The organism is Paracidovorax wautersii (assembly GCF_900113035.1).
GTDB lineage: Bacteria > Pseudomonadota > Gammaproteobacteria > Burkholderiales > Burkholderiaceae_C > Paracidovorax > Paracidovorax wautersii.
The window spans coordinates 210,795-228,250 of record NZ_FONX01000007.1 but is presented as its reverse complement, the minus strand read 5'-3'; the positions used below and the strand labels follow the sequence as shown (position 1 = coordinate 228,250).

Sequence of the window (17,456 nt, the reverse complement as noted above, 5' to 3'; positions counted from 1 at the left end):
GTACTACGCGGGGCTGGGCGTGCACGTCAAACGGTTGCTGACGGACAACGGAGCGGCCTTCCGGTCCAAGGAGTTTGCGGCTGCCTGCAAAGCCTTGGGAGTGCAGCACAAGTTCACCAGGCCATACCGGCCGCAGACCAATGGCAAAGCCGAGCGGTTCATCCAGTCGGCGTTGCGAGAGTGGGCTTACGGCTGGACGTACCAGAACTCAGCCGAGCGGATCACTGCCCTGGCGAGCTGGCAGCACCACTACAACTGGCACAGGCCACACAGCGGCATTGGTCACATCGCTCCGATGTCCAGGCTCAAATCTGCAAATAACCTCTTGACGGTTCACAGCTAGAGGCCAGCGGCTGCGAGCCATTTGCCGCCGTTCACCCACATCGGCAGGGCAATGGCAGTGCTATACATTGCCCGAATCAACACATCACCATTCAAGGAGGACCGCATGCCCATCAAAACCGTTCTGAAATCCGCCGTGGCGGCGCTGGCGCTTGCGGGCAGTGGATCGCTCTTCGCACAAGGCGCCCCCATCGACACCGCCGCCTTCGACGCCCTGGTGGCGAAAGGCCCCGTCGCCAGTGCCGAGACCATCGCCGCCAGCCCCTGGGCCAGCAAGATCAAGCAGGCCGGCACGCTGCGCCTGGGCGGCACGCAGACCTCGAACCTGTTCTCGCTGCTCAACGAGAAGGACGGCAAGATCCGCGGCTTCGATGCCGGCATTTCGCAGCTCCTTTCGCGCTACATCCTGGGCGACGGCGCCAAGATCCAGTTCACGCAGGTGAACTCGTCCACGCGCGAGCAAGTGCTCATCAACGACCAGGTGGACCTAGTCGTGGCCACCTACTCCATCACGCCCGCCCGGGCCGAGAAGATCTCGTTCGCAGGCCCCTACTACACCTCGCAGGCCGGGGTGCTGGTCAAGGCGAACAACAAATCCATCCAGTCGTACAACGATCTGGCCGGCAAGAAGGTCGCCACGCAGGCCGGCTCCACCGGGCCCGCGATCCTCGCGCAGTTCGCGCCCAAGAGCACCGTGCAGGAATTCCAGACGCACCAGGAAGCGCTCGATTCGCTGCGCCAGGGCCGCGTGGATGCCTACGTGACCGACTACACCCTGCTGCTCAACACCCTGAGCCTGGGCACCGGCGACGCCAAGCTCGCCGGCGCGCCCTTCGGCGCGCAAGACCCCTACGGCATCGGCCTGCGCAAGGGCTCCGACGGCGTGGCCTTCGTCAACGCCTTCCTGAAGAAGATCGAAGCCGACGGCACCTGGGCCAAGCTCTGGACCATCTCCATCGGCCAGCGCACCGGCAGCACGGCCGTGCCGACGCCGCCCGCCCTGCCCTGACCTGACCGAACGGAACGATGGGCGACAACATCTCCAGGCTCCTCGCCGACCATGGGCCTGCCTTCTGGCAGGCCCTTTTGCTGACGTGGAAGCTCACCGCGCTGTCGTTCGTGCCGGGCGTCGTGCTGGGTGTGGCCGTGGCGGCACTGCGGCTCTTTCCCCTGCCCCCGCTGCGCGGCTTCCTCACGTTCTACGTCGAGGTCTTCCGCAACATCCCCAGCGTGGCGCTGCTGATCTTCATCGTGTTCGCGCTGCCCGATCTCGAATTCGTGATCGACTACGAGCCCAGCGTCGTCCTCACGCTGATTCTGGTCTGCTCCGCCTTCACGGCCGACTACCTGCGCTCGGGCATCAACACCATCCCCAGCGGCCAGATCGAGGCCGCGCTCAGCCTGGGCATGCGGCCCGCGCGGATCATCTATTCGGTCGTGCTGCCGCAGGCGCTGCGCTCGGTGGTGCAGCCGATGACCTCGCTGCTCATCGCGCTGATGCTGTCCACCTCGCTCGCATCGCAGGTGCCCATGCCGGGCCGGGAGCTGACCGCGCTGGTCTCCAAGCTCGCCAACGACTCCGCCGCCGGCATGGCCGCATTCGCCGTGGCCGCCGCGATGTACGTGGCGACCGGCCTGCTCATCGCCTGGGCCGGCGCCACGCTGGACAAGAAAGTACGCATACTGCGATGAGCCGATCCCTGGAAGACACCTTGTTCGGCGCGCCCAGCCCCCGGGCGCGCACCATCACCCGGGTGGTCAGCGTGATCGCGGCGGGCGTGCTGCTCCTGCTCGCCGCGGGCATCGCCTACCGCTTTCATTCCGCCGGGCAGCTGGAAGGCCGGCTCTGGCAGTTCTTCGCCTGGCCCACGACCTGGGCCTTCCTCGCCAAGGGCCTGCTCGGCACGCTGCAGTCGGCTGCGATGGGCGCCGCCATCGCGCTGGCCCTGGGCCTGGTGCTGATGACCGGGCGCCTGGCGCGGCCCCGCATCCTGCGCTGGCCCAGCATCGCGGCCATCGAATTCCTGCGCGGCACGCCGACGCTGCTGCTCATCTACCTGTGCTTTCTGGTGCTGCCCTCGGCTGGCATCAAGCTCAGCACCTACTGGATGCTGACCCTGCCCATCGCCTTAAGCACCGCCGCCGTGGTGGCGGAGGTCTATCGCGCCGGCGTGCTCGCCGTCCCCCGCGGCCAGACCGAGGCCGCACGCAGCCTGGGGCTCACCGAAACCCAGGTCTTCTTCACCATCGTCTTCCCCCAGGCCCTGCGCTACATCGTCCCGGCCCTGGTCGCGCAACTGGTCATCGTGGTGAAGGACACCACCTTCGGCTATGTCGTGACCTATGGCGAGCTGATGCAGAACGCCAAGGTGCTGATCGCCAACTACCACTCGCTGGTTCCGGTGTACCTGGTCGTGGCGGGGCTGTATTGCCTGGTGAATTACGGGATATCGCGGGCGAGCCGGTGGGTGGGGCGGCCGGTGTATTGAGTGGCAGCGGGTTTATTTTTCGTACAGCAGTCGATAGATGCCGCAGCAGAACGGCGACCAATCAGAGACAACCGTCGTCAAACGCTCGGTGGAGATAGCCCCATTGGTGGACATGCCCCTTTTTGCAGCTACCGATAAAGACTGAACAGCATTCTTGCTGGTGACGCATCGAGGCTTTCGCTGAGCTTGACGATGCGTACCCGTGCTACCGCTTTAGACTGAATACAGTCAGCAGATCGTCCTTCCAAGAAAACTACTGCGACTAAGATCGGGACTTGAGAATATCGACGGGCACGAATCCAATTTCTGGCCTCACGTAGCCAAGCTAGCCGAAATTTCGCTGAAATGGGGGCGCCAATTTTTAAGGATGGCCACAGGGCCTATCTACCACACGGAATTTCACCTAAGCAATTCACTGCCTTTTTGCCGGTACATTCTCGGCGAACACAAATCAGGAGCAGAGCATGCAGATGAACGCCGTCGATTTAAGCGAAAGCCCTGGTCGCCTCATGGTGCACTTTGTGCTAGCAGATCAATCGCATGAGATGGATGCGTGGGTGCTCCACGAATGCGAGGGTGAGATACTGGCACTGGTCAAGGAGGTAGCCAAACAGCTTGGTATTTCCATGCGCATCGAGACGATGGCGCATGGCGAAGGCGGCCTTGAAGTCTATCTGAACTTCATTGGGAAACATGCTATAGCGCTAGGCCTCATCGGTTCGGCAGTAACAGCAATCTGCTCTGCAAGCGCTTGGTGGCACTACCAGAGCACATTATTAGGCCAGCAGATCGAAGCCAACTCTATGGCTATAGACCGCGACAAGAAACTTGCTGCTCAACAGATCGAACAGAACGAGTTGAATCTCCGAAAGACTCGCCTAGAACTAAGAAAGATGGAGCAAGAGGTGGCGGCAGACGCTCCTAAGTTGCCGGCCACGGACTCTAACCTCTCGTTGCATCTTGAAGATGCCCCTACCGTCGGAGCAATTTTACCTTCCCTACTCGCTAATCGCAGAATTATCAAATTGCGTTCACAACTCTATGAGTCGTTACTCACCTACGACAAGGTGGAAGCAATAGGGTTCGCGAACACACACACACCCACGGGTGATGAAGAGACGCTTGTCCCGCGAGCGCGCTTCCAAGGCTTCGTGGTAAGCCTGGAAGATTTAGAGCCAAGAGTAATTGAACGGGCAGACATAGAAATTATCGCGCCCGTGCTGACACGGGATGGCGGCAAGTGGCGTGGACGATTCGGAAAGCGCAATATCAGCTTTGTGATAAGCGACGATCGATTCCTGATGCAAGTTGCCCTGAAGCAAGTGAAGTTCCAGAACGGCACATCCATGATTTGTCGGCTAGTCGTACACCAGAAAGAGGATGAAGCAGGCATACCACAACCCCATGAGTACGTAGTTAATGAGGTCCACAAGCTTCATTCCAAGAACCGACGAACGAATCGACTGAGCAAGGAGACGATAGCAGCAATCTCAATGACCGAAGTCAATGACCAAGCCAACAACGGGCAAGGAAATCTTTTGCCTCCGGACGCCTAAGCAAAAATCAGATTCTTTCGCAACGACACAAATTCCCGCAGAAATCATATAACACTGCACCAGCACTTGCAGATTACTAACTGCATTTTCTTGGCGGATTTGCTACCGATATGAGACTTCACTTGACTACGCCAACCGTTGCCCCGCAGCCTTACTTTCAATTTCGTTAGCACCAGCAAGCGATCAGAGCAGGAGTACAGAAATTGAAGTGGCCGCAAAGCGGCCACTTCAATTTCCATAGCAACCAGCGCTTACCCCGCAAGCGCTGGCGCCCTATTCCACCTCAACTCGCCAACGCCCGCATCTCCGCAATCAGATCCGACTTGCCCTCGAACCCGATGCCCGGCAACGCCGGCAGCGTCACATACCCGTTCTCCACCTTTACTCCATCGGGGAAGCCGCCATAGGGCTGGAACAGGTCCGGGTAGCTTTCGTTGCCGCCCAGGCCCAGGCCGGCGGCGATCGCCAGGGACATCTGGTGGCCGCCGTGGGGGATGCAGCGGCTGGGGGACCAGCCGTGGTCCTTGAGCATGTCCAGCGTGCGCAGGTATTCGACGAGGCCGTAGCTCAGGGCGCAGTCGAACTGCAGCCAGTCGCGGTCGGGGCGCATGCCGCCGTGACGGATGAGGTTGCGGGCGTCCTGCATGGAGAAGAGGTTCTCGCCCGTGGCCATGGGGCCCTGATAGACCTCGCCGAGTTTGGCCTGCAGTTCGTAGTCCAGCGGGTCGCCGGCTTCTTCGTACCAGAAGAGCGGGTATTGCGACAGGGCACGGCCGTAGTCGACGGCGGTCTTGAGGTCGAAGCGGCCGTTGGCGTCCACGGCGAGTTGCTGGCCGGGGCCGAGGATCTTGAGGACCGATTCGATGCGCTCGCAGTCATCGGCCAGCGTTGCGCCTCCGATCTTCATCTTGACGACGGAATAGCCGCGCGCCAGGTAGCTTTCCATCTCTTTCCTGAGGCCGTCCAACCCCTTGCCGGGGTAGTAGTAGCCGCCGGCCGCATAGACGAAGACGCGCGGGTTGGCGGGCTTGCCGTTGCCGTAGCGTTCGGCGAGCAGCTGGTAGAGGGGCTTGCCGGCGATCTTGGCCACGGCGTCCCACACGGCCATGTCGATGGTGCCCACGGCGACGGAGCGCTCGCCGTGGCCGCCGGGTTTCTCGTTGATCATCATGCGCGCCCAGATCTTGTGGGGGCAGAGGTTGTCGCCGGTGTCGTCCACCAGGGAGGCGGGGTCAGCCTCCAGCACGCGGGGGATGAAGCGGTCGCGCATGAGCGCGCCCTGGCCGTAGCGGCCGTTGGAGTTGAAGCCGTAGCCGATCACGGGCTTGCCGTCCTGGATCACGTCGGTGACCACGGCCACCAGGCTCAGCGTCATCTTGGAAAAGTCGATATACGCGTTGCGGATGTCGGACTTGATGGGGCGGGTGGATTCGACGATATCGACGATTTTCATGGTGCTCTCTGGAATGGAATGAGGGGGTGTCTTTAAAAGGAGAAGGCGGAGCCCATCGAGGTGGATCAGCGGGCGAGCGACGAGCCGCCGCAGATGGCGATGTCCTGGCCCGTGATGGCGGCGGCGGGCGCCGACAGCAGGTAGCCCACCAGCGCGGCGATCTCTGCCGGCTCGATCAGGCGGCCGATGGGCGGCAGGCGCGGCGCGCTGCCGGCACGGGCGGGATCGCTCAGCATGCCGGTGGCGGTGGCGGCGGGCGAGACGACGTTCACCGTCACGCCCTGCCCCGCCACCTCGGCCGCCCAGCTGCGCGCCAGCGCGATGAGCGCGGCCTTGGTGGCGGCGTATTGCCCCCGGCCGGCCATGCCCTGCGCCACGCGGCTGCCGATGAAGACCACGCGGCCGCTGCCGCGCTGGGCCATGCCGGGCACCAGGGCGTCGGCCAGGCGCGTGGCGGCATCGACATGCAGGCGCCACATCAGCTCGCCGCCCGCGTGGTCGAGCTGGCCCAGCGGGCCCACGCGCAGCACACCGGCGGCATGCACCAGGGCGTCCACGGCGGGCAGCGCGGCGGTGGCGCGGGCGATGGCGGCACCGTCGGCCAGGTCGAGAGGCACATGGGTGAAGCTGCTGCCGGCCACGCCTTGCGCCAGGGTGGGTGCGGCCACGTCCAGGCCCGTCACGCGCCAGCCGGCGGCCAGCAGCGATTGGGCGATGCACTGGCCGATGCCGCTGCTGCTGCCCGTGACCACGGCATGGCGCTGCGGCTGCGGACGCAGCTCATTCGGCACGGATGTTCCCTTCGGTCACGATCTTCTGGGAACGCTCCATGTCGGCGCGCTGGAACTTGGCGAAGTCTTCGACGCTGCCGGGCGTGGCGAGCAGGCCCTGTTCCTTGAGCTTGGGGCCCATCTCGGCCAGGGCCTTGTTCACTTCCGTATTCAGGCGCTGCACGATGGCCTGCGGCGTCTTGGCCGGCGCCCAGAGGGCGTACCAGCTGTAGAACTCGTAGCCGGGGATGGTTTCGGCCACGGTGGGCACGTCGGGCAGGTTGGGCACGCGCTGGGCGGAGGTGACGGCCACCACGCGCAGCATGCCGCTCTTGTGGTACTGGAGCGAGCCCAGGATGGGGTCGATGAAGCCGTCGATCTGCCCGCCGATCAGGTCCTGGAAGGCCGGGGCCGTGCCCTTGTACGGCACGATCATGTATTCGATGTGGCCGGCGCGCTTGAGCATTTCGGTGGACAGGTGCCCGGCCGAGCCGATGGAGCCCACGGCGAAGGTCATCTTGCCGGGGTTGGCCTTGGCGTAGGCCAGCAGCGACTTGATGTCGGTGATGGGCAGGTTCTTGTTGATGGCGACCGAGAGCGGCGCCTTGGCGACGAGGGCGACGGGCGTGAAGTCCTGCGTGACGTTGTAGGGCACGGACTTGAGCGTCATGGGCGCCGTGGTGTGCGTGGAGGCGCTGAACAGCAGCGTGTAGCCGTCGGCCGGCGCCTTGGCCACCGTGTCGCCGCCGATCACGCCGCTGGCGCCGGGCTTGTTCTCGATCACGAAGGGCTGGCCCATCTGGTCGCCCAGGCGCTGGGCCAGCATGCGGGCCACGGTGTCCAGCGTGCCGCCCGGCGGGAACGGCACGACCACGCGCACCGGCTTGTTCGGATAGGTCTGCGCGAAGCTGCCGGCGGCGGCCACGAGGGCCGCGGCCCCCACGGCTGCGCGCAGGGCGGCGCGGAGGAAATGCTTGCGTTGCATGGTGTCTTGTCTCCTGTCTTTTGTTCTGAGGACCCCGATGCGGGGGCGTGAAGGGCCCCCGCTCTGCACCGGCGCGGTTCAGCGCTTGAGCAGGCCCGCCTGCTGCACGGCGGCGCGCAGCGCGTCCATTTCCTTGGCGCTGGGCGCATCGGTGGGCGGGCGCACGGTGGCGTCGGCGATCACGCCGGCCAGGTACATGCCGCCCTTCATGCGGGCATGGGCCTCGCCCGTGGGCTCGCCGCCGCCATAGACGGCGTCTTTCAGCGGAGTGATGACGGCCTGCACTTCCATGGCCTTTTTCAGGTCGCCCGCCTTCACGGCATTCCACAGGTCGATGATGAGCTGCGGGATGAAGGTGGCGAAGCCCACCAGCGCGCCATCGACGCCCTGCACCATGGAGGCCAGCAGGTACTCGTCGTGGCAGGTCAGGATGGCCTTGGAGGCATCGGCCTCGCGGATGGCCTGGATGTCGCGGGCGTACTTGTTCATGTCGCGCTGGCCCACCTTGAAGGCCTGCAGGTAGGGCAGCTTCGCCAGTTCGGCCAGCAGCTGCGACGAGTAGGAAGCCCGCGTCCAGGCGGGATAGACGTGGCAGACCAGGTCGGCATCGGGCGCGGCCTTGTGGATGGCCTCGAAGTACTGCAGCGCGTGGCCGGAGGTGAAGCCGAAGCGCAGCCAGTGGTGCGGGGGCATCACGTCCAGCGCCACGGCGCCGGCGGCCACGGCGGCGCGGGCATGCTCGGCGGCTTCGGCCAGGCCTTCGCAGACGATGGAGGAGATGACGGGCACAGGACGAGGAAGGCCCTTGAGCTCATCGGCCACGATGCGGGTGACCTCGGCGCGCTCGGCCGGGGTGAGCGAGAACACTTCGCCCGTGTGGCCGTTGGTCATGATGGCGACCACGCCCTCGTGCCCGGCCAGCCAGGAGGCCAGCTTGCGCAGCGCGGGTTCGTCGATGCGGTGGTCGGGCGTGAAGGGGCAGGAGATGGCGGGGATGATCCCCCGATAATTCTGGATGGCAGGCATGTGCGGGATGTCTCCGTGATGGGGAAGGCAAGGCTTCGTTGAATGACGGGGCGGATCATTTCCCGCACGGCCCGGGGCCGTCCAATACCCGAATCGCATACAACTATTCCGACCGACAGGAGACGCATGGGCCCAGGCAACCGACCGCTGGATCTGGAGTGGCTGGAAGACTTTCTGGCGCTGGCCGAGACGGGCAATTTCTCGCGCGCGGCCGAGGCGCGCGCCATCGCCCAGCCGGCCTTCAGCCGGCACATCCGCGCGCTGGAGGACTGGGTGGGCGTGGAGCTCTTCGACCGCACCGCCCACCCCGCGGCGCTCACCGCGGCGGGCCAGCGCTTCCGCCCCCTGCTCGCCGCCCTGCTGGCCGATCTGGAGGCCGCGCGCATCAAGGCCCGCGCCGCGCACGACCAGGCCGCCGCCAGCCTGCGCTTCGCGGCCACGCACGTGCTGTCGCTCACCTTCTTTCCGCGCTGGCTGGGCATGCTGGAGGCGCAGCTGCGGCTGGGCCCGATCCAGACCATCTCCGACAGCTACGACGCCTGCGAGGACGAGGCGCTGCAGCGGCGCGTGCAGTTCGTGCTCTGCCACGGCCACCCCGACGTGCCCGGCCGGCTGGACGAGGCGCAATACCCCGTGCTGCGCCTGGCGGACGATGTGCTCATGCCCGTCTGCGGGCCGGCGGCGCCGGGCGCGGCCGAGCCGCTGCACCCGATCGCGCAGGCCACAGGCGCGGGCTCGGGAGCGGACCCGTTGGCAGACGCGGCGCCCCTGCCGGTGCTGGCCTATGGCGAGGCCTCGGGCCTGGGCCGCATCATGCGGGCCCGCATGCGGGGCGTGTTCGGCGACGGCCCGGAATCGGCCATCGCGCAAGGGGTGGCGGTGGTGTTCACCGCGCACCATGCCGCGCTGCTCAAGACCATGGCGCTGGAAGGCCGGGGCGTGGCCTGGCTGCCGCACAGCCTGATCGCCGACGAACTGCGCGCCGGCACCCTGATGCATGCCGGCGATGCGGCCTGGAACGTGCCGGTGGAGATACGCCTCTACCGCCAGCGCGCCGAGATGGCGCCCACCGCGGAAACGCTGTGGGCACTGGCGCGCGGGGACAGCGCGCCGGCTGGGGCCTGACGCGGCAGGCCGGGCGGCTTGCGGCGGCGGGCATCGCGCCCTCGGGTCAAATTGCTATTTAATTGATAGCTATCAGCGCTTGATCCATAAGCGCTACCGGCCGAAAAGGCTTCGATTCCTTCTCGGCACCCGCCGGCCGCACGGCCCCACCGGCACCTGGCGGGCGGCCTGGCGATACGCGCTTCAGTCCCCCAGCCGCCGCCGCAACCGGGCGATCTCTTCTTCGAGATCGGCGACCAGCGCGGCGAGTTCGGGGTTGGCGTCCATCGTGCGCTCGACGAAGGCCATGCGCCGGGCGCGCACGACGTGGGTGCTGGCGAAGCGCCACTGCACGCGGTCCACGCCGTCGCCCTGCGCGGGCAGCTCGATCAGGCCGGACTCCACGCGCTCGATCACCCAGTGCGGCTCCACCGCGCAGGTGTGGGCGAAGTCGTGCAGGCCCAGGGTGTCGTCGTCCAGCAGCACCCCGGTGACGGAAGAAGAGGTTTCATGGCTCATGGCATCAGCTCCGAGGTGTGGGGTTGGCGTCGGCACGCGGATCGAAGGCCAGGTCGCGCGCCATGGCGGCATAGAGTTCGCGGGCGCGCGGCGTGTCGGCCGGCGGCCAGACGATGTCGAGCACCAGATACATGTCGCCGGCGGGGTTGCCGGGAATGCCCCGGCCCTTCAGGCGCAGCTTGCGGCCCGGGCGCGAGCCGGCCGGCACGGTGACCTGCAGCGTGCCGCCTGCGGGCGTGGTCACGTCCACGTCGCCGCCGAGCGCGGCCTCCCACGGGGCCACGCGCAGGGTCTGCGTCACGTCGCGGCCCTCGACCTGCCAGCGCGCATCCGGGTTGAAATGCACTTCGAGGTAGAGGTCGCCCGCGGGCCTGCCCTCGCCGCCCGGCGCACCGTAGCCGGCCAGGCGGATCAGCTGGCCTTCCTTCACGCCCTGGGGAATGCGCACTTCCAGCGTGCGCTCGGTGGGCTGAACGCGGCCTTCGCCGTCCAGCTGGGCGCTGCGCAGGTGCATGGCGCGCGTGGCGCCGGCATAGGCGTCGGCCAGGTCGATGTCGATGCGGGCATGGTGGTCGCGCCCGCGTGCGGCCTGGCGCGCGCCGCCGCCCCGGCCCTGCGCCGCAGCGGCATGGCCGAAGAGGGATTCGAAGAAATCGCTGTAGTCGGCGCCCTCGCCTTCCATGCCGCCGGGGCCGCCGGAAAACTCGAAGCCGCTGGCCCAGCCGGGCGGCGGCTGAAAGCCCTGGGCGCCACGCTCGCCCCCCCCGGCGCCCTGGCCGGCGCCCGTGGTGCGCTGCTGGCCCAGCGTGTCGTAGGCGGCGCGCTTTTCGGGGTCGGAGAGCACGGCGTAGGCCTCGTTCAGCTCGCTCATGCGGGCGGCGGCGTCGGGCTCCTTGCTCACGTCGGGGTGGTACTTGCGCGCCAGGCGCCGGTAGGCCTTCTTGACGGCGGCGGCATCGGCGCCGCGCTCCACGCCCAGGGTCTGGTAGTAGTCCTTGAAATCCATCGGTTCAGGCTCCCACGGGTTGAGAGGCGCCGCAGGGCGCCCACTCTTGCGCACATGGTAGCGATCGGGCGAAACGCAAGCTCTGCGGTCCGCCTGCAGGCAACGAGGTGCGCCGGAAGAACGCTGGGGTGAGGCAGCGCGCGGCGCCTACGCCACTTCGCCCGCCGCCTGCAGCGCGGCGATCGCCTCGGGCGCGTAGCCCAGTTCCTGCAGCAGCGCGGCCGTGTGCTCGCCGCGCTGGGGCGGGCTGCTGCGCACGCCCAGGCGCTGGCCGTCCATGCGCAGCGGCATGAGGGCGACGCGGGCGGTGTGGCCGGCGCGTTCGCCGTCGGGCAGGGTGACTTCGGCCAGGCCGCCTGTGGCGTTCAGGTGCGGGTCGTCGAAGAGCTGTTCGGGCCGGGCGATGGGCGCGAACGGCAGGCCGTGGCGCTCGAAGATCGCGGCCAGTTCGGCGGCGGTATGCGCGGCCAGGCGGCGGCGCAGCTCGGGCAGCAGGGTGGCGCGGGCGCGCACCCGGTCGTTGTTGGTGGCGAGCTGCGGATCGGCGCGCAGGTCGGCATAGCCCAGCGCGTCGCAGAAGGTGCGCCACTGCGCATCGCTCACGGCGGCCAGGAAGATCTGTTCGCCGCCCTGCACGCTGAACACGTCGTACACCGCCCAGGACGAGATGCGTTCGGGCATGGGCGCGGCCGGCTGGCCGGTGACGGCGTACTGCATCATGTGCTGGCCGACCAGGAAGACGTTGTTCTCGAACAGGGCGGCATCCACCTCCTGCCCGCGCCCGGTGGCGGCGCGCTGCATCAGCGCGGCCATGGCGCCGATGGCGCCGAACATGCCGCCCATGATGTCGTTCACGCTGCTGCCGGCGCGCAGCGGGTCGCCGGGGCGGCCGGTCATGTAGGCCAGGCCGCCCATCATCTGCACCACCTCGTCCAGCGCCGTGCGGTGCTCGTAGGGGCCGGGCAGAAAGCCCGCGTGGTTCACATAGACCAGCCGCTCGTTCAGGCGCGAGAGCGCGGCGTAGTCCAGGCCGTAGCGGGCCATCACGCCGGGCTTGAAGTTCTGCGCCACCACGTCGGCCGACGAGGCGAGGCGGATGGCGACCTCCAGCCCGCCCGGGCTGCGCAGGTCCAGCGCGATGCTCTTCTTGTTGCGGTTGAACATGGCGAAGAAGCCGGCGCCCGCGCCCAGCAGGTGGCGCGTGCGGTCGCCCTCCACGGGTTCGACCTTGATGACCTCGGCGCCCAGGTCGGCCAGAACCATGCCGCAGGTCGGGCCCATGACCATGTGCGAGAACTCCACCACGCGCAGGCCGGCGAGCGGCAGCGCGGCCCGGGCGGGCGTGGCGGATTGCGAGGCGGATGGCGGGGTGGCGGCGTCGGCCGCTGGGGTGCTGTGGTGCATGGCGTGGCCGGGCGGCAGGAGCCTGTGGAGGCCTGGATTCTAGGAAGCGCAGCCGCCCCGTGGCATGGCTGCAACACATTGTCACGACGGGGTTTTCACCCTCCAGCGCAGATAGCACTTCACTACCGAGCTATTAAACTTGTAGCAAATTCATTTCGCCGCTATATTGATAGCGATCTCGCGGAAGTCGCCGCCCGCCCGGCACGACGGCCAAATACCCTGATACCTGAGCAAGGAGAAGCATCCATGAGCTCCAAAGAAAACGCCGCCATCAACCAGTTGTTCGAGAAGCTGGAATGCCGCTATGCCTTGCGCGTGCTGTGGGCCCTGCGCGACGGCCATCCGCAGACCTTCCGCCTGCTGCAGGACAGCGTGGGCGGCATCACCCCCAACACGCTGAACACCCGGATCAAGGAACTGCGCGAGTGCGGCCTGCTGGACCATGGCAGCGACGGCTACACCGTCACGCCCTCGGGCGTGGACCTGCTCAAGCGCCTGTCGGACGTGCAGGCCTTCGCCACCCGCTGGGCCGCCGCCCGCGTGAAGAAGTAAGCCATCGCCCTCCGGCGCGCGCCCCGGCTGCGCGCTTACAGGCTTTTCGGGCTGCAGCCCTTGCAAAACCTGCGCATGCAGCTCATCTTTTCATAGCAAATTAGCACACCGAGGAACACCATGGCATTGACCACCACCGCATCCGGCCTGCAATACGAAGACACCGTCGTCGGCGAAGGCGCCGAGGCCACGCGCGGCCAGCACGTCAGCGTCCACTACACGGGCTGGCTCTACAACAACGGCGAGCAAGGCGCCAAGTTCGACTCCAGCCGCGACCGCAACGACCCCTTCCAGTTCGGCCTGGGCGCCGGCATGGTCATCAAGGGCTGGGACGAAGGCGTGCAGGGCATGAGGGTGGGCGGCCAGCGCACGCTGATCATCCCCGCAGCCCTGGGCTACGGCGCACGCGGCGCGGGCGGCGTGATCCCCCCGAACGCCACGCTGAAGTTCGACGTGGAACTGCTGGCCGTCGGCCGCTGATCGTCCACGGCAGCGCTTGCGGGCCGGCCTTCGGCCCCGCGTGCCGGCAGCCCCCCGGGCTGCCACATGGATCCCTCCAAGCGGCCTGCGGGCCGCTTTTCTTTTGCCTGGATGGTTCCCGTTCAGGCCTTGGGCGCCGCGGCATACTTGTCGCCGACCTGCTCGCGCAGCGGATGCGTGTCATAGACGATGCGCATGTCCTGGATGCGGGCGCTGCCCGGGCGGAAGGTGAACACGTCCACGCAGGTGAAGTCCACCACGCTGCCGTCGGCCAGCGTCCAGTCGTAGCGGAAATAGGCCGCCACGCGCACGCCCTGCGGGTCGGTGGGCTGCACCGAGGCGAACAGGTCCAGCACGGTGATGACGCTGCGGCTGGAGGCCTGCGCCAGCCGCTGGAAGAATTCATCCGCGCGCATCGTGCCCAGGAAGGGCGAATGCACCACGCCGTCCGGCTCGAACGCGGCCACGAGGCCGGCGGTGTCACCCGCGTGCAGGCATTTCAGATAGGTGCGGACGGTTTCCAGGGGTTCGTGATGCATGGTGATTCGTTCGGGAGAAGAAAAGAGTCGTCGCAGGGGCCGGCGTGCACGAAGCTGCGGGCGCCCTCGCCCATCGGCCTTACCGCCTGCCCGCAAACGGCGTGCCAGTGCAGCCCGCGCGGCGGCGCGTGAAAGGCGCGGCCGATCAATCGAACAACGCAGCATGCAGCCGGGCGTAGGCCACCTCGCCCACGGCCTCGCGGATGCGCGGTGCCAGCGCGGCCAGTTCCTCGAAGCTGCGCACGCGCTCCACGGCCAGGTTAAGCCGCAGGCCCCGCAGCCCCAGGCCCCCGGTGAGCTGCGTGGCCACCGGGTAGGCCGCCTGATAGCGCTCGATGCCCGGCCGCCCGCTGCCGGCCTGCGGGGGCGAACCAAGTGAAGGAGCTGGCGGCGCAGGCGGCGGCACGGAAGGCTCGGCCGCACCGCCCACTTCCAGCAGGCCGAAGTCGAGCATGGCCTGCACGTCCGCCATGGTGATGCCCAGGCTGGAAGTGGCCTCCAGCACCTGGCCCAGCGTGCGCTGGCCGTCGAAGAGAATGAACGCCGAGCGCTGGCGCGGGGTGAGCAGGCCGTGGCGGGCTTTCAGCGCCTGCAGGCCGGCCGGCGTCTTCGAGAAGATCATGGCGCCTTTCGAGGAAAGACTGGCCGCGCTCTGGCGCGGGATGGGCGGATGGGGCGAAGCGAGCGGAATGGAGTTCTGGCGGCGAGCGTGCCACCCGCGCCCGCGCCCGTGAATCGGGGTTTATCCAGAAACCGCGGTCTGGCGGCCGCCGCGCGTGGCCAGGCTCACGGCCCAGGCGGTAGCCAGCCCCACCGGCACGCCGAACACGCCGGCCGAGATCGGCTGGATGCCGAACCAGAGGCCATCGGCCAGCAGCGGCGCGGGCACCACGGCGCGCACGCCGCCCACGTGGGAGAGCAGGTAATACACCGTCACCCCCAGCCCGGCCAGCATGCCGGCCACCGCGCCCTGGCGGCTGGTGCCCCGCCAGAAGATGCCCAGCACCATCACCGGCACGAAGGCCGAGGCCGCCAGCGAGAACGAGGCCGTGACCATGGGCAGGATGTCCGACGGCTTCATCGCCGCGACGAAGGCCGCCGCCAGCGCCACGATGAGCAGCGTGAACTTGGTGAGGATCACGCGCTGCTCGGGCGAGGCCTTGCGGCGGGTTTCGCGGAAGTAGAGATCGCGCACCAGCGCATTGCTGATGGTGAGCAGCAGCCCGTCGGCCGTGGACAGCGCCGCCGCCAGGCCGCCCGCCGCGACCAGGCCCGAGACGGCATAGGGCAGCCCGCCGATCTCGGGCGTGGCGAGCATGATGAGGTCGGTGCCCATGCGGATCTCGCCGAACTGCAGGATGCCGTCGCCGTTCACGTCTTCCACCGACAGGAGGGCTCCATCGACCCGCGCCCACTGCGCCATCCAGTGCGGCAGCGCGTCGAAATGGCTGCCCACCAGGTTGTTCATCACCTCGAACTTGACCAGCACGGCCAGGGCCGGCGCGCTCAGGTAGAGCAGCGCGATGAAGAAGATGGTCCAGGCCACCGAGGCCCGCGCCGACGACACGCCCGGCGTGGTGTAGTAGCGCGTGAGCAGGTGCGGCAGGCCGGCCGTGCCGACCATGAGGCAGAACATGAGCGCGAGGAAGTTGCGGCGCATGCTCTCGTATTCCGCCTGCTGCTCCGGCGTGCCGTCCGGGTCGCCGCCGTAGGCCTGGCTGTGGCGCGGCAGGCCGCCCAGCGGGCGCGCGCGCTCCAGGTTCTCGCGCATCTCGCGCGTCCAGCGCTCGCGGGCCACGGCCTCGTCGTGCGGCAGCGCGGCCAGCTCGCGGCTGGCGGCGACGATCAGGCCCACGTCGGCGTTCTGCGCGCGGAGCGTGCGCATGCGCTCGCCCAGGGCCTGGCGCTCGTGCTCCATGGCGGCGGGCACATCGGCCAGCCGCGCCTGCAGCTCCTCGGCGCGGCGCTGGTAGGCGAGCACCACCTCGTGCTCGGCGGGCGAGGCCAGCAGGCGCGATTCCAGCTCGGCGATCTTGCCGATCTGCGCGCCATAGACCAGGGGCGCCACCGGGTTGCCCAGCTGCTTGTAGGCCAGCCACGACACGGGGATGAGAAAGGCCAGCAGCATGACCACGTACTGCGCCACCTGCGTCCAGGTGATGGCGCGCATGCCGCCCAGGAAGGAGCACAGCAGCACGCCGCCCAGGCCGAGCATGATGCCGATCTCGAACTGCACGCCCGTCAGGCGCGAGGCGATCAGCCCCACGCCGTAGATCTGCGCGACCACGTAGGTGAACGAGCAGGCCGCCGCCGCCAGCGCGGCGATCACGCGCGGCCAGCGTCCGCCGAAGCGCACCTGGAAGAAGTCGGGCACGGTGTAGAGCCGCATGGCGCGCAGGTGCGGCGCGATCAGCATGGCGACCAGGCAGAAGCCCCCCGTCCAGCCCAGCAGGTAGGCCAGGCCGCCCGCCTGGCGCGGCAGGCCGGCGAAGCCCTGCAGGTAGAGCGCGCCGGCCAGGCTGATGAAGGAGGCCGCGCTCATCCAGTCGGCGGCGGCGGCCATGCCGTTGTAGACGGCGGGCACGCGGCGGCCGGCGACGTAGTAGTCGTCCGGGTCGGTCGTACGGCCATAGACGCCGATGACGGCATAGGCCATCACGGTGAGGAAGAGGAAGATCGGCCCGATCCACTGGCGCGACAGGCCCTGCTGCTCGGCCCAGGCCATGACGCCCACGAAGAGCAGCACGCCCACCACGTACATCCACACGATGCGGTGCAGGGCCGAAGTGGCGCCGGAGGAGCCGGAGGCGCCCGCGCCGTAGCCTTCGCCACCACCCTGCCGCTCAGCCATGGGGCGGGCGCGGCGCGGCGGCCGGATGCTCGGGCGAGCCGGATGAGTCGGATTTGGCAGCGGGGGCGCAAGCGCCCGCGTCGTGGCGCTCGAAGCGGTCCATGGCCACGCAGTAGAAGACGGTGATGGCGAGGAAGGCGAGGATCGCCCCCTGCGCCGCGATCCAGTAGCCCAGGGGCCAGCCGGCCACCATCACCTGCAGATCGCGCGCGAAATAGCAGGCGACGAAGGAGACCAGCACCCAGGCCAGCAGCAGCCCAGCCTTGAGCCACAGGTGCCGCGCATCGTGCAGGTCCGGCGCGAACGGAGCGCCCTCACGGAACGCTTCGTCCGGTGCCGGCTGCGGCATGGCGGCGATCGGTCGGTAGCCCAGGCCGGCG

At 67.8% G+C, this 17,456-nt stretch carries 19 protein-coding genes; 8 read left to right on the top strand and 11 right to left on the bottom strand.

All coding sequences use genetic code 11. From position 1 onward, the window contains the following. The 5 genes from BM070_RS12955 to BM070_RS24245 form a co-directional block, all read left to right on the top strand. Positions 1-343, top strand: a 343-nt coding sequence (locus tag BM070_RS12955; protein WP_139222824.1) for an integrase core domain-containing protein, incomplete at its 5' end; no start/stop codon positions are given. A 105-nt stretch (positions 344-448) separates the two neighbouring features. Next, positions 449-1,351 (top strand): glutamate ABC transporter substrate-binding protein, encoded by a 903-nt coding sequence (locus tag BM070_RS12950; protein ID WP_092939815.1) that lies wholly within the window; start codon positions 449-451, stop codon positions 1,349-1,351. A 17-nt stretch (positions 1,352-1,368) separates the two neighbouring features. Next, entirely contained in the window at positions 1,369-2,034 is a 666-nt protein-coding gene (locus BM070_RS12945) for an amino acid ABC transporter permease (RefSeq protein ID WP_092939814.1), read from the top strand. Beyond that, positions 2,031-2,831 carry an amino acid ABC transporter permease gene (locus BM070_RS12940; protein WP_092939813.1) on the top strand — a complete coding sequence of 267 codons (801 nt, stop codon included), beginning with the start codon at positions 2,031-2,033 and terminating at the stop codon, positions 2,829-2,831. The genes BM070_RS12945 and BM070_RS12940 overlap by 4 nt, the downstream gene beginning before the upstream one ends. A 464-nt stretch (positions 2,832-3,295) precedes the next feature. After that, positions 3,296-4,387 carry a hypothetical protein gene (locus tag BM070_RS24245; protein WP_139222823.1) on the top strand — a complete coding sequence of 364 codons (1,092 nt, stop codon included), beginning with the start codon at positions 3,296-3,298 and terminating at the stop codon, positions 4,385-4,387. Between the two features lie 283 nt (positions 4,388-4,670). Here BM070_RS24245 and BM070_RS12935 read toward each other — a convergent pair whose 3' ends face one another. The 4 genes from BM070_RS12935 to BM070_RS12920 all read right to left on the bottom strand — a co-directional run bounded on the left by BM070_RS12935 (position 4,671) and on the right by BM070_RS12920 (position 8,621). Next, positions 4,671-5,840: a mandelate racemase/muconate lactonizing enzyme family protein gene (locus BM070_RS12935; RefSeq protein WP_092939812.1), complete on the bottom strand. Its 1,170-nt coding sequence runs from the start codon at positions 5,838-5,840 to the stop codon at positions 4,671-4,673. Positions 5,841-5,905: 65 nt separating this feature from the next. Beyond that, entirely contained in the window at positions 5,906-6,631 is a 726-nt protein-coding gene (locus tag BM070_RS12930; RefSeq protein WP_092939811.1) for an SDR family NAD(P)-dependent oxidoreductase, read from the bottom strand. Beyond that, positions 6,621-7,595, bottom strand: coding sequence for a Bug family tripartite tricarboxylate transporter substrate binding protein (locus BM070_RS12925; protein ID WP_092939810.1), 975 nt, complete (start codon positions 7,593-7,595; stop codon positions 6,621-6,623). Before BM070_RS12925 ends, BM070_RS12930 begins: the two co-directional genes overlap by 11 nt. Positions 7,596-7,673: 78 nt before the next feature. Beyond that, positions 7,674-8,621 (bottom strand): dihydrodipicolinate synthase family protein, encoded by a 948-nt coding sequence (locus BM070_RS12920; RefSeq protein ID WP_092939809.1) that lies wholly within the window; start codon positions 8,619-8,621, stop codon positions 7,674-7,676. Between the two features lie 126 nt (positions 8,622-8,747). Between BM070_RS12920 and BM070_RS12915 the strand changes: the two genes are divergently transcribed. Continuing rightward, positions 8,748-9,746, top strand: coding sequence for a LysR family transcriptional regulator (locus BM070_RS12915; RefSeq protein ID WP_092939808.1), 999 nt, complete (start codon positions 8,748-8,750; stop codon positions 9,744-9,746). 183 nt (positions 9,747-9,929) lie between these two features. On the opposite strand, the gene BM070_RS12910 is transcribed toward BM070_RS12915, so the two are convergent. The 3 genes from BM070_RS12910 to BM070_RS12900 all read right to left on the bottom strand — a co-directional run bounded on the left by BM070_RS12910 (position 9,930) and on the right by BM070_RS12900 (position 12,654). Continuing rightward, positions 9,930-10,244: a chaperone modulator CbpM gene (locus BM070_RS12910; RefSeq protein WP_092939807.1), complete on the bottom strand. Its 315-nt coding sequence runs from the start codon at positions 10,242-10,244 to the stop codon at positions 9,930-9,932. Positions 10,245-10,248: 4 nt separating this feature from the next. Continuing rightward, complete coding sequence (locus BM070_RS12905) at positions 10,249-11,250, bottom strand: DnaJ C-terminal domain-containing protein (protein ID WP_092939806.1); 1,002 nt, start codon at positions 11,248-11,250, stop codon at positions 10,249-10,251. A gap of 147 nt (positions 11,251-11,397) precedes the next feature. Then, a complete protein-coding gene (locus BM070_RS12900; protein ID WP_092939805.1) occupies positions 11,398-12,654 on the bottom strand; it encodes a CaiB/BaiF CoA transferase family protein in 1,257 nt (418 codons plus the stop codon). Between the two features lie 246 nt (positions 12,655-12,900). On the opposite strand from BM070_RS12900, the gene BM070_RS12895 reads away from it, so the two are divergent. Both BM070_RS12895 and BM070_RS12890 read left to right on the top strand, forming a co-directional pair. Continuing rightward, positions 12,901-13,206: a winged helix-turn-helix transcriptional regulator gene (locus tag BM070_RS12895; RefSeq protein WP_092939804.1), complete on the top strand. Its 306-nt coding sequence runs from the start codon at positions 12,901-12,903 to the stop codon at positions 13,204-13,206. 120 nt (positions 13,207-13,326) lie between these two features. Further along, positions 13,327-13,686, top strand: coding sequence for an FKBP-type peptidyl-prolyl cis-trans isomerase (locus BM070_RS12890; protein WP_092939803.1), 360 nt, complete (start codon positions 13,327-13,329; stop codon positions 13,684-13,686). Between the two features lie 122 nt (positions 13,687-13,808). On the opposite strand, the gene BM070_RS12885 is transcribed toward BM070_RS12890, so the two are convergent. The 4 genes from BM070_RS12885 to BM070_RS12870 all read right to left on the bottom strand — a co-directional run bounded on the left by BM070_RS12885 (position 13,809) and on the right by BM070_RS12870 (position 17,425). Then, positions 13,809-14,225 (bottom strand): nuclear transport factor 2 family protein, encoded by a 417-nt coding sequence (locus BM070_RS12885; protein WP_092939802.1) that lies wholly within the window; start codon positions 14,223-14,225, stop codon positions 13,809-13,811. Between the two features lie 145 nt (positions 14,226-14,370). Then, positions 14,371-14,847, bottom strand: a complete 477-nt coding sequence (locus BM070_RS12880) for a hypothetical protein (RefSeq protein ID WP_092939801.1) — start codon at positions 14,845-14,847, stop codon at positions 14,371-14,373. Positions 14,848-14,967: 120 nt separating this feature from the next. Beyond that, positions 14,968-17,076: a VC_2705 family sodium/solute symporter gene (locus BM070_RS12875; protein ID WP_092939800.1), complete on the bottom strand. Its 2,109-nt coding sequence runs from the start codon at positions 17,074-17,076 to the stop codon at positions 14,968-14,970. Continuing rightward, positions 17,069-17,425, bottom strand: coding sequence for a DUF4212 domain-containing protein (locus tag BM070_RS12870; RefSeq protein WP_092939799.1), 357 nt, complete (start codon positions 17,423-17,425; stop codon positions 17,069-17,071). The genes BM070_RS12875 and BM070_RS12870 overlap by 8 nt, the downstream gene beginning before the upstream one ends. Between the last annotated feature and the right edge of the window lie 31 nt (positions 17,426-17,456).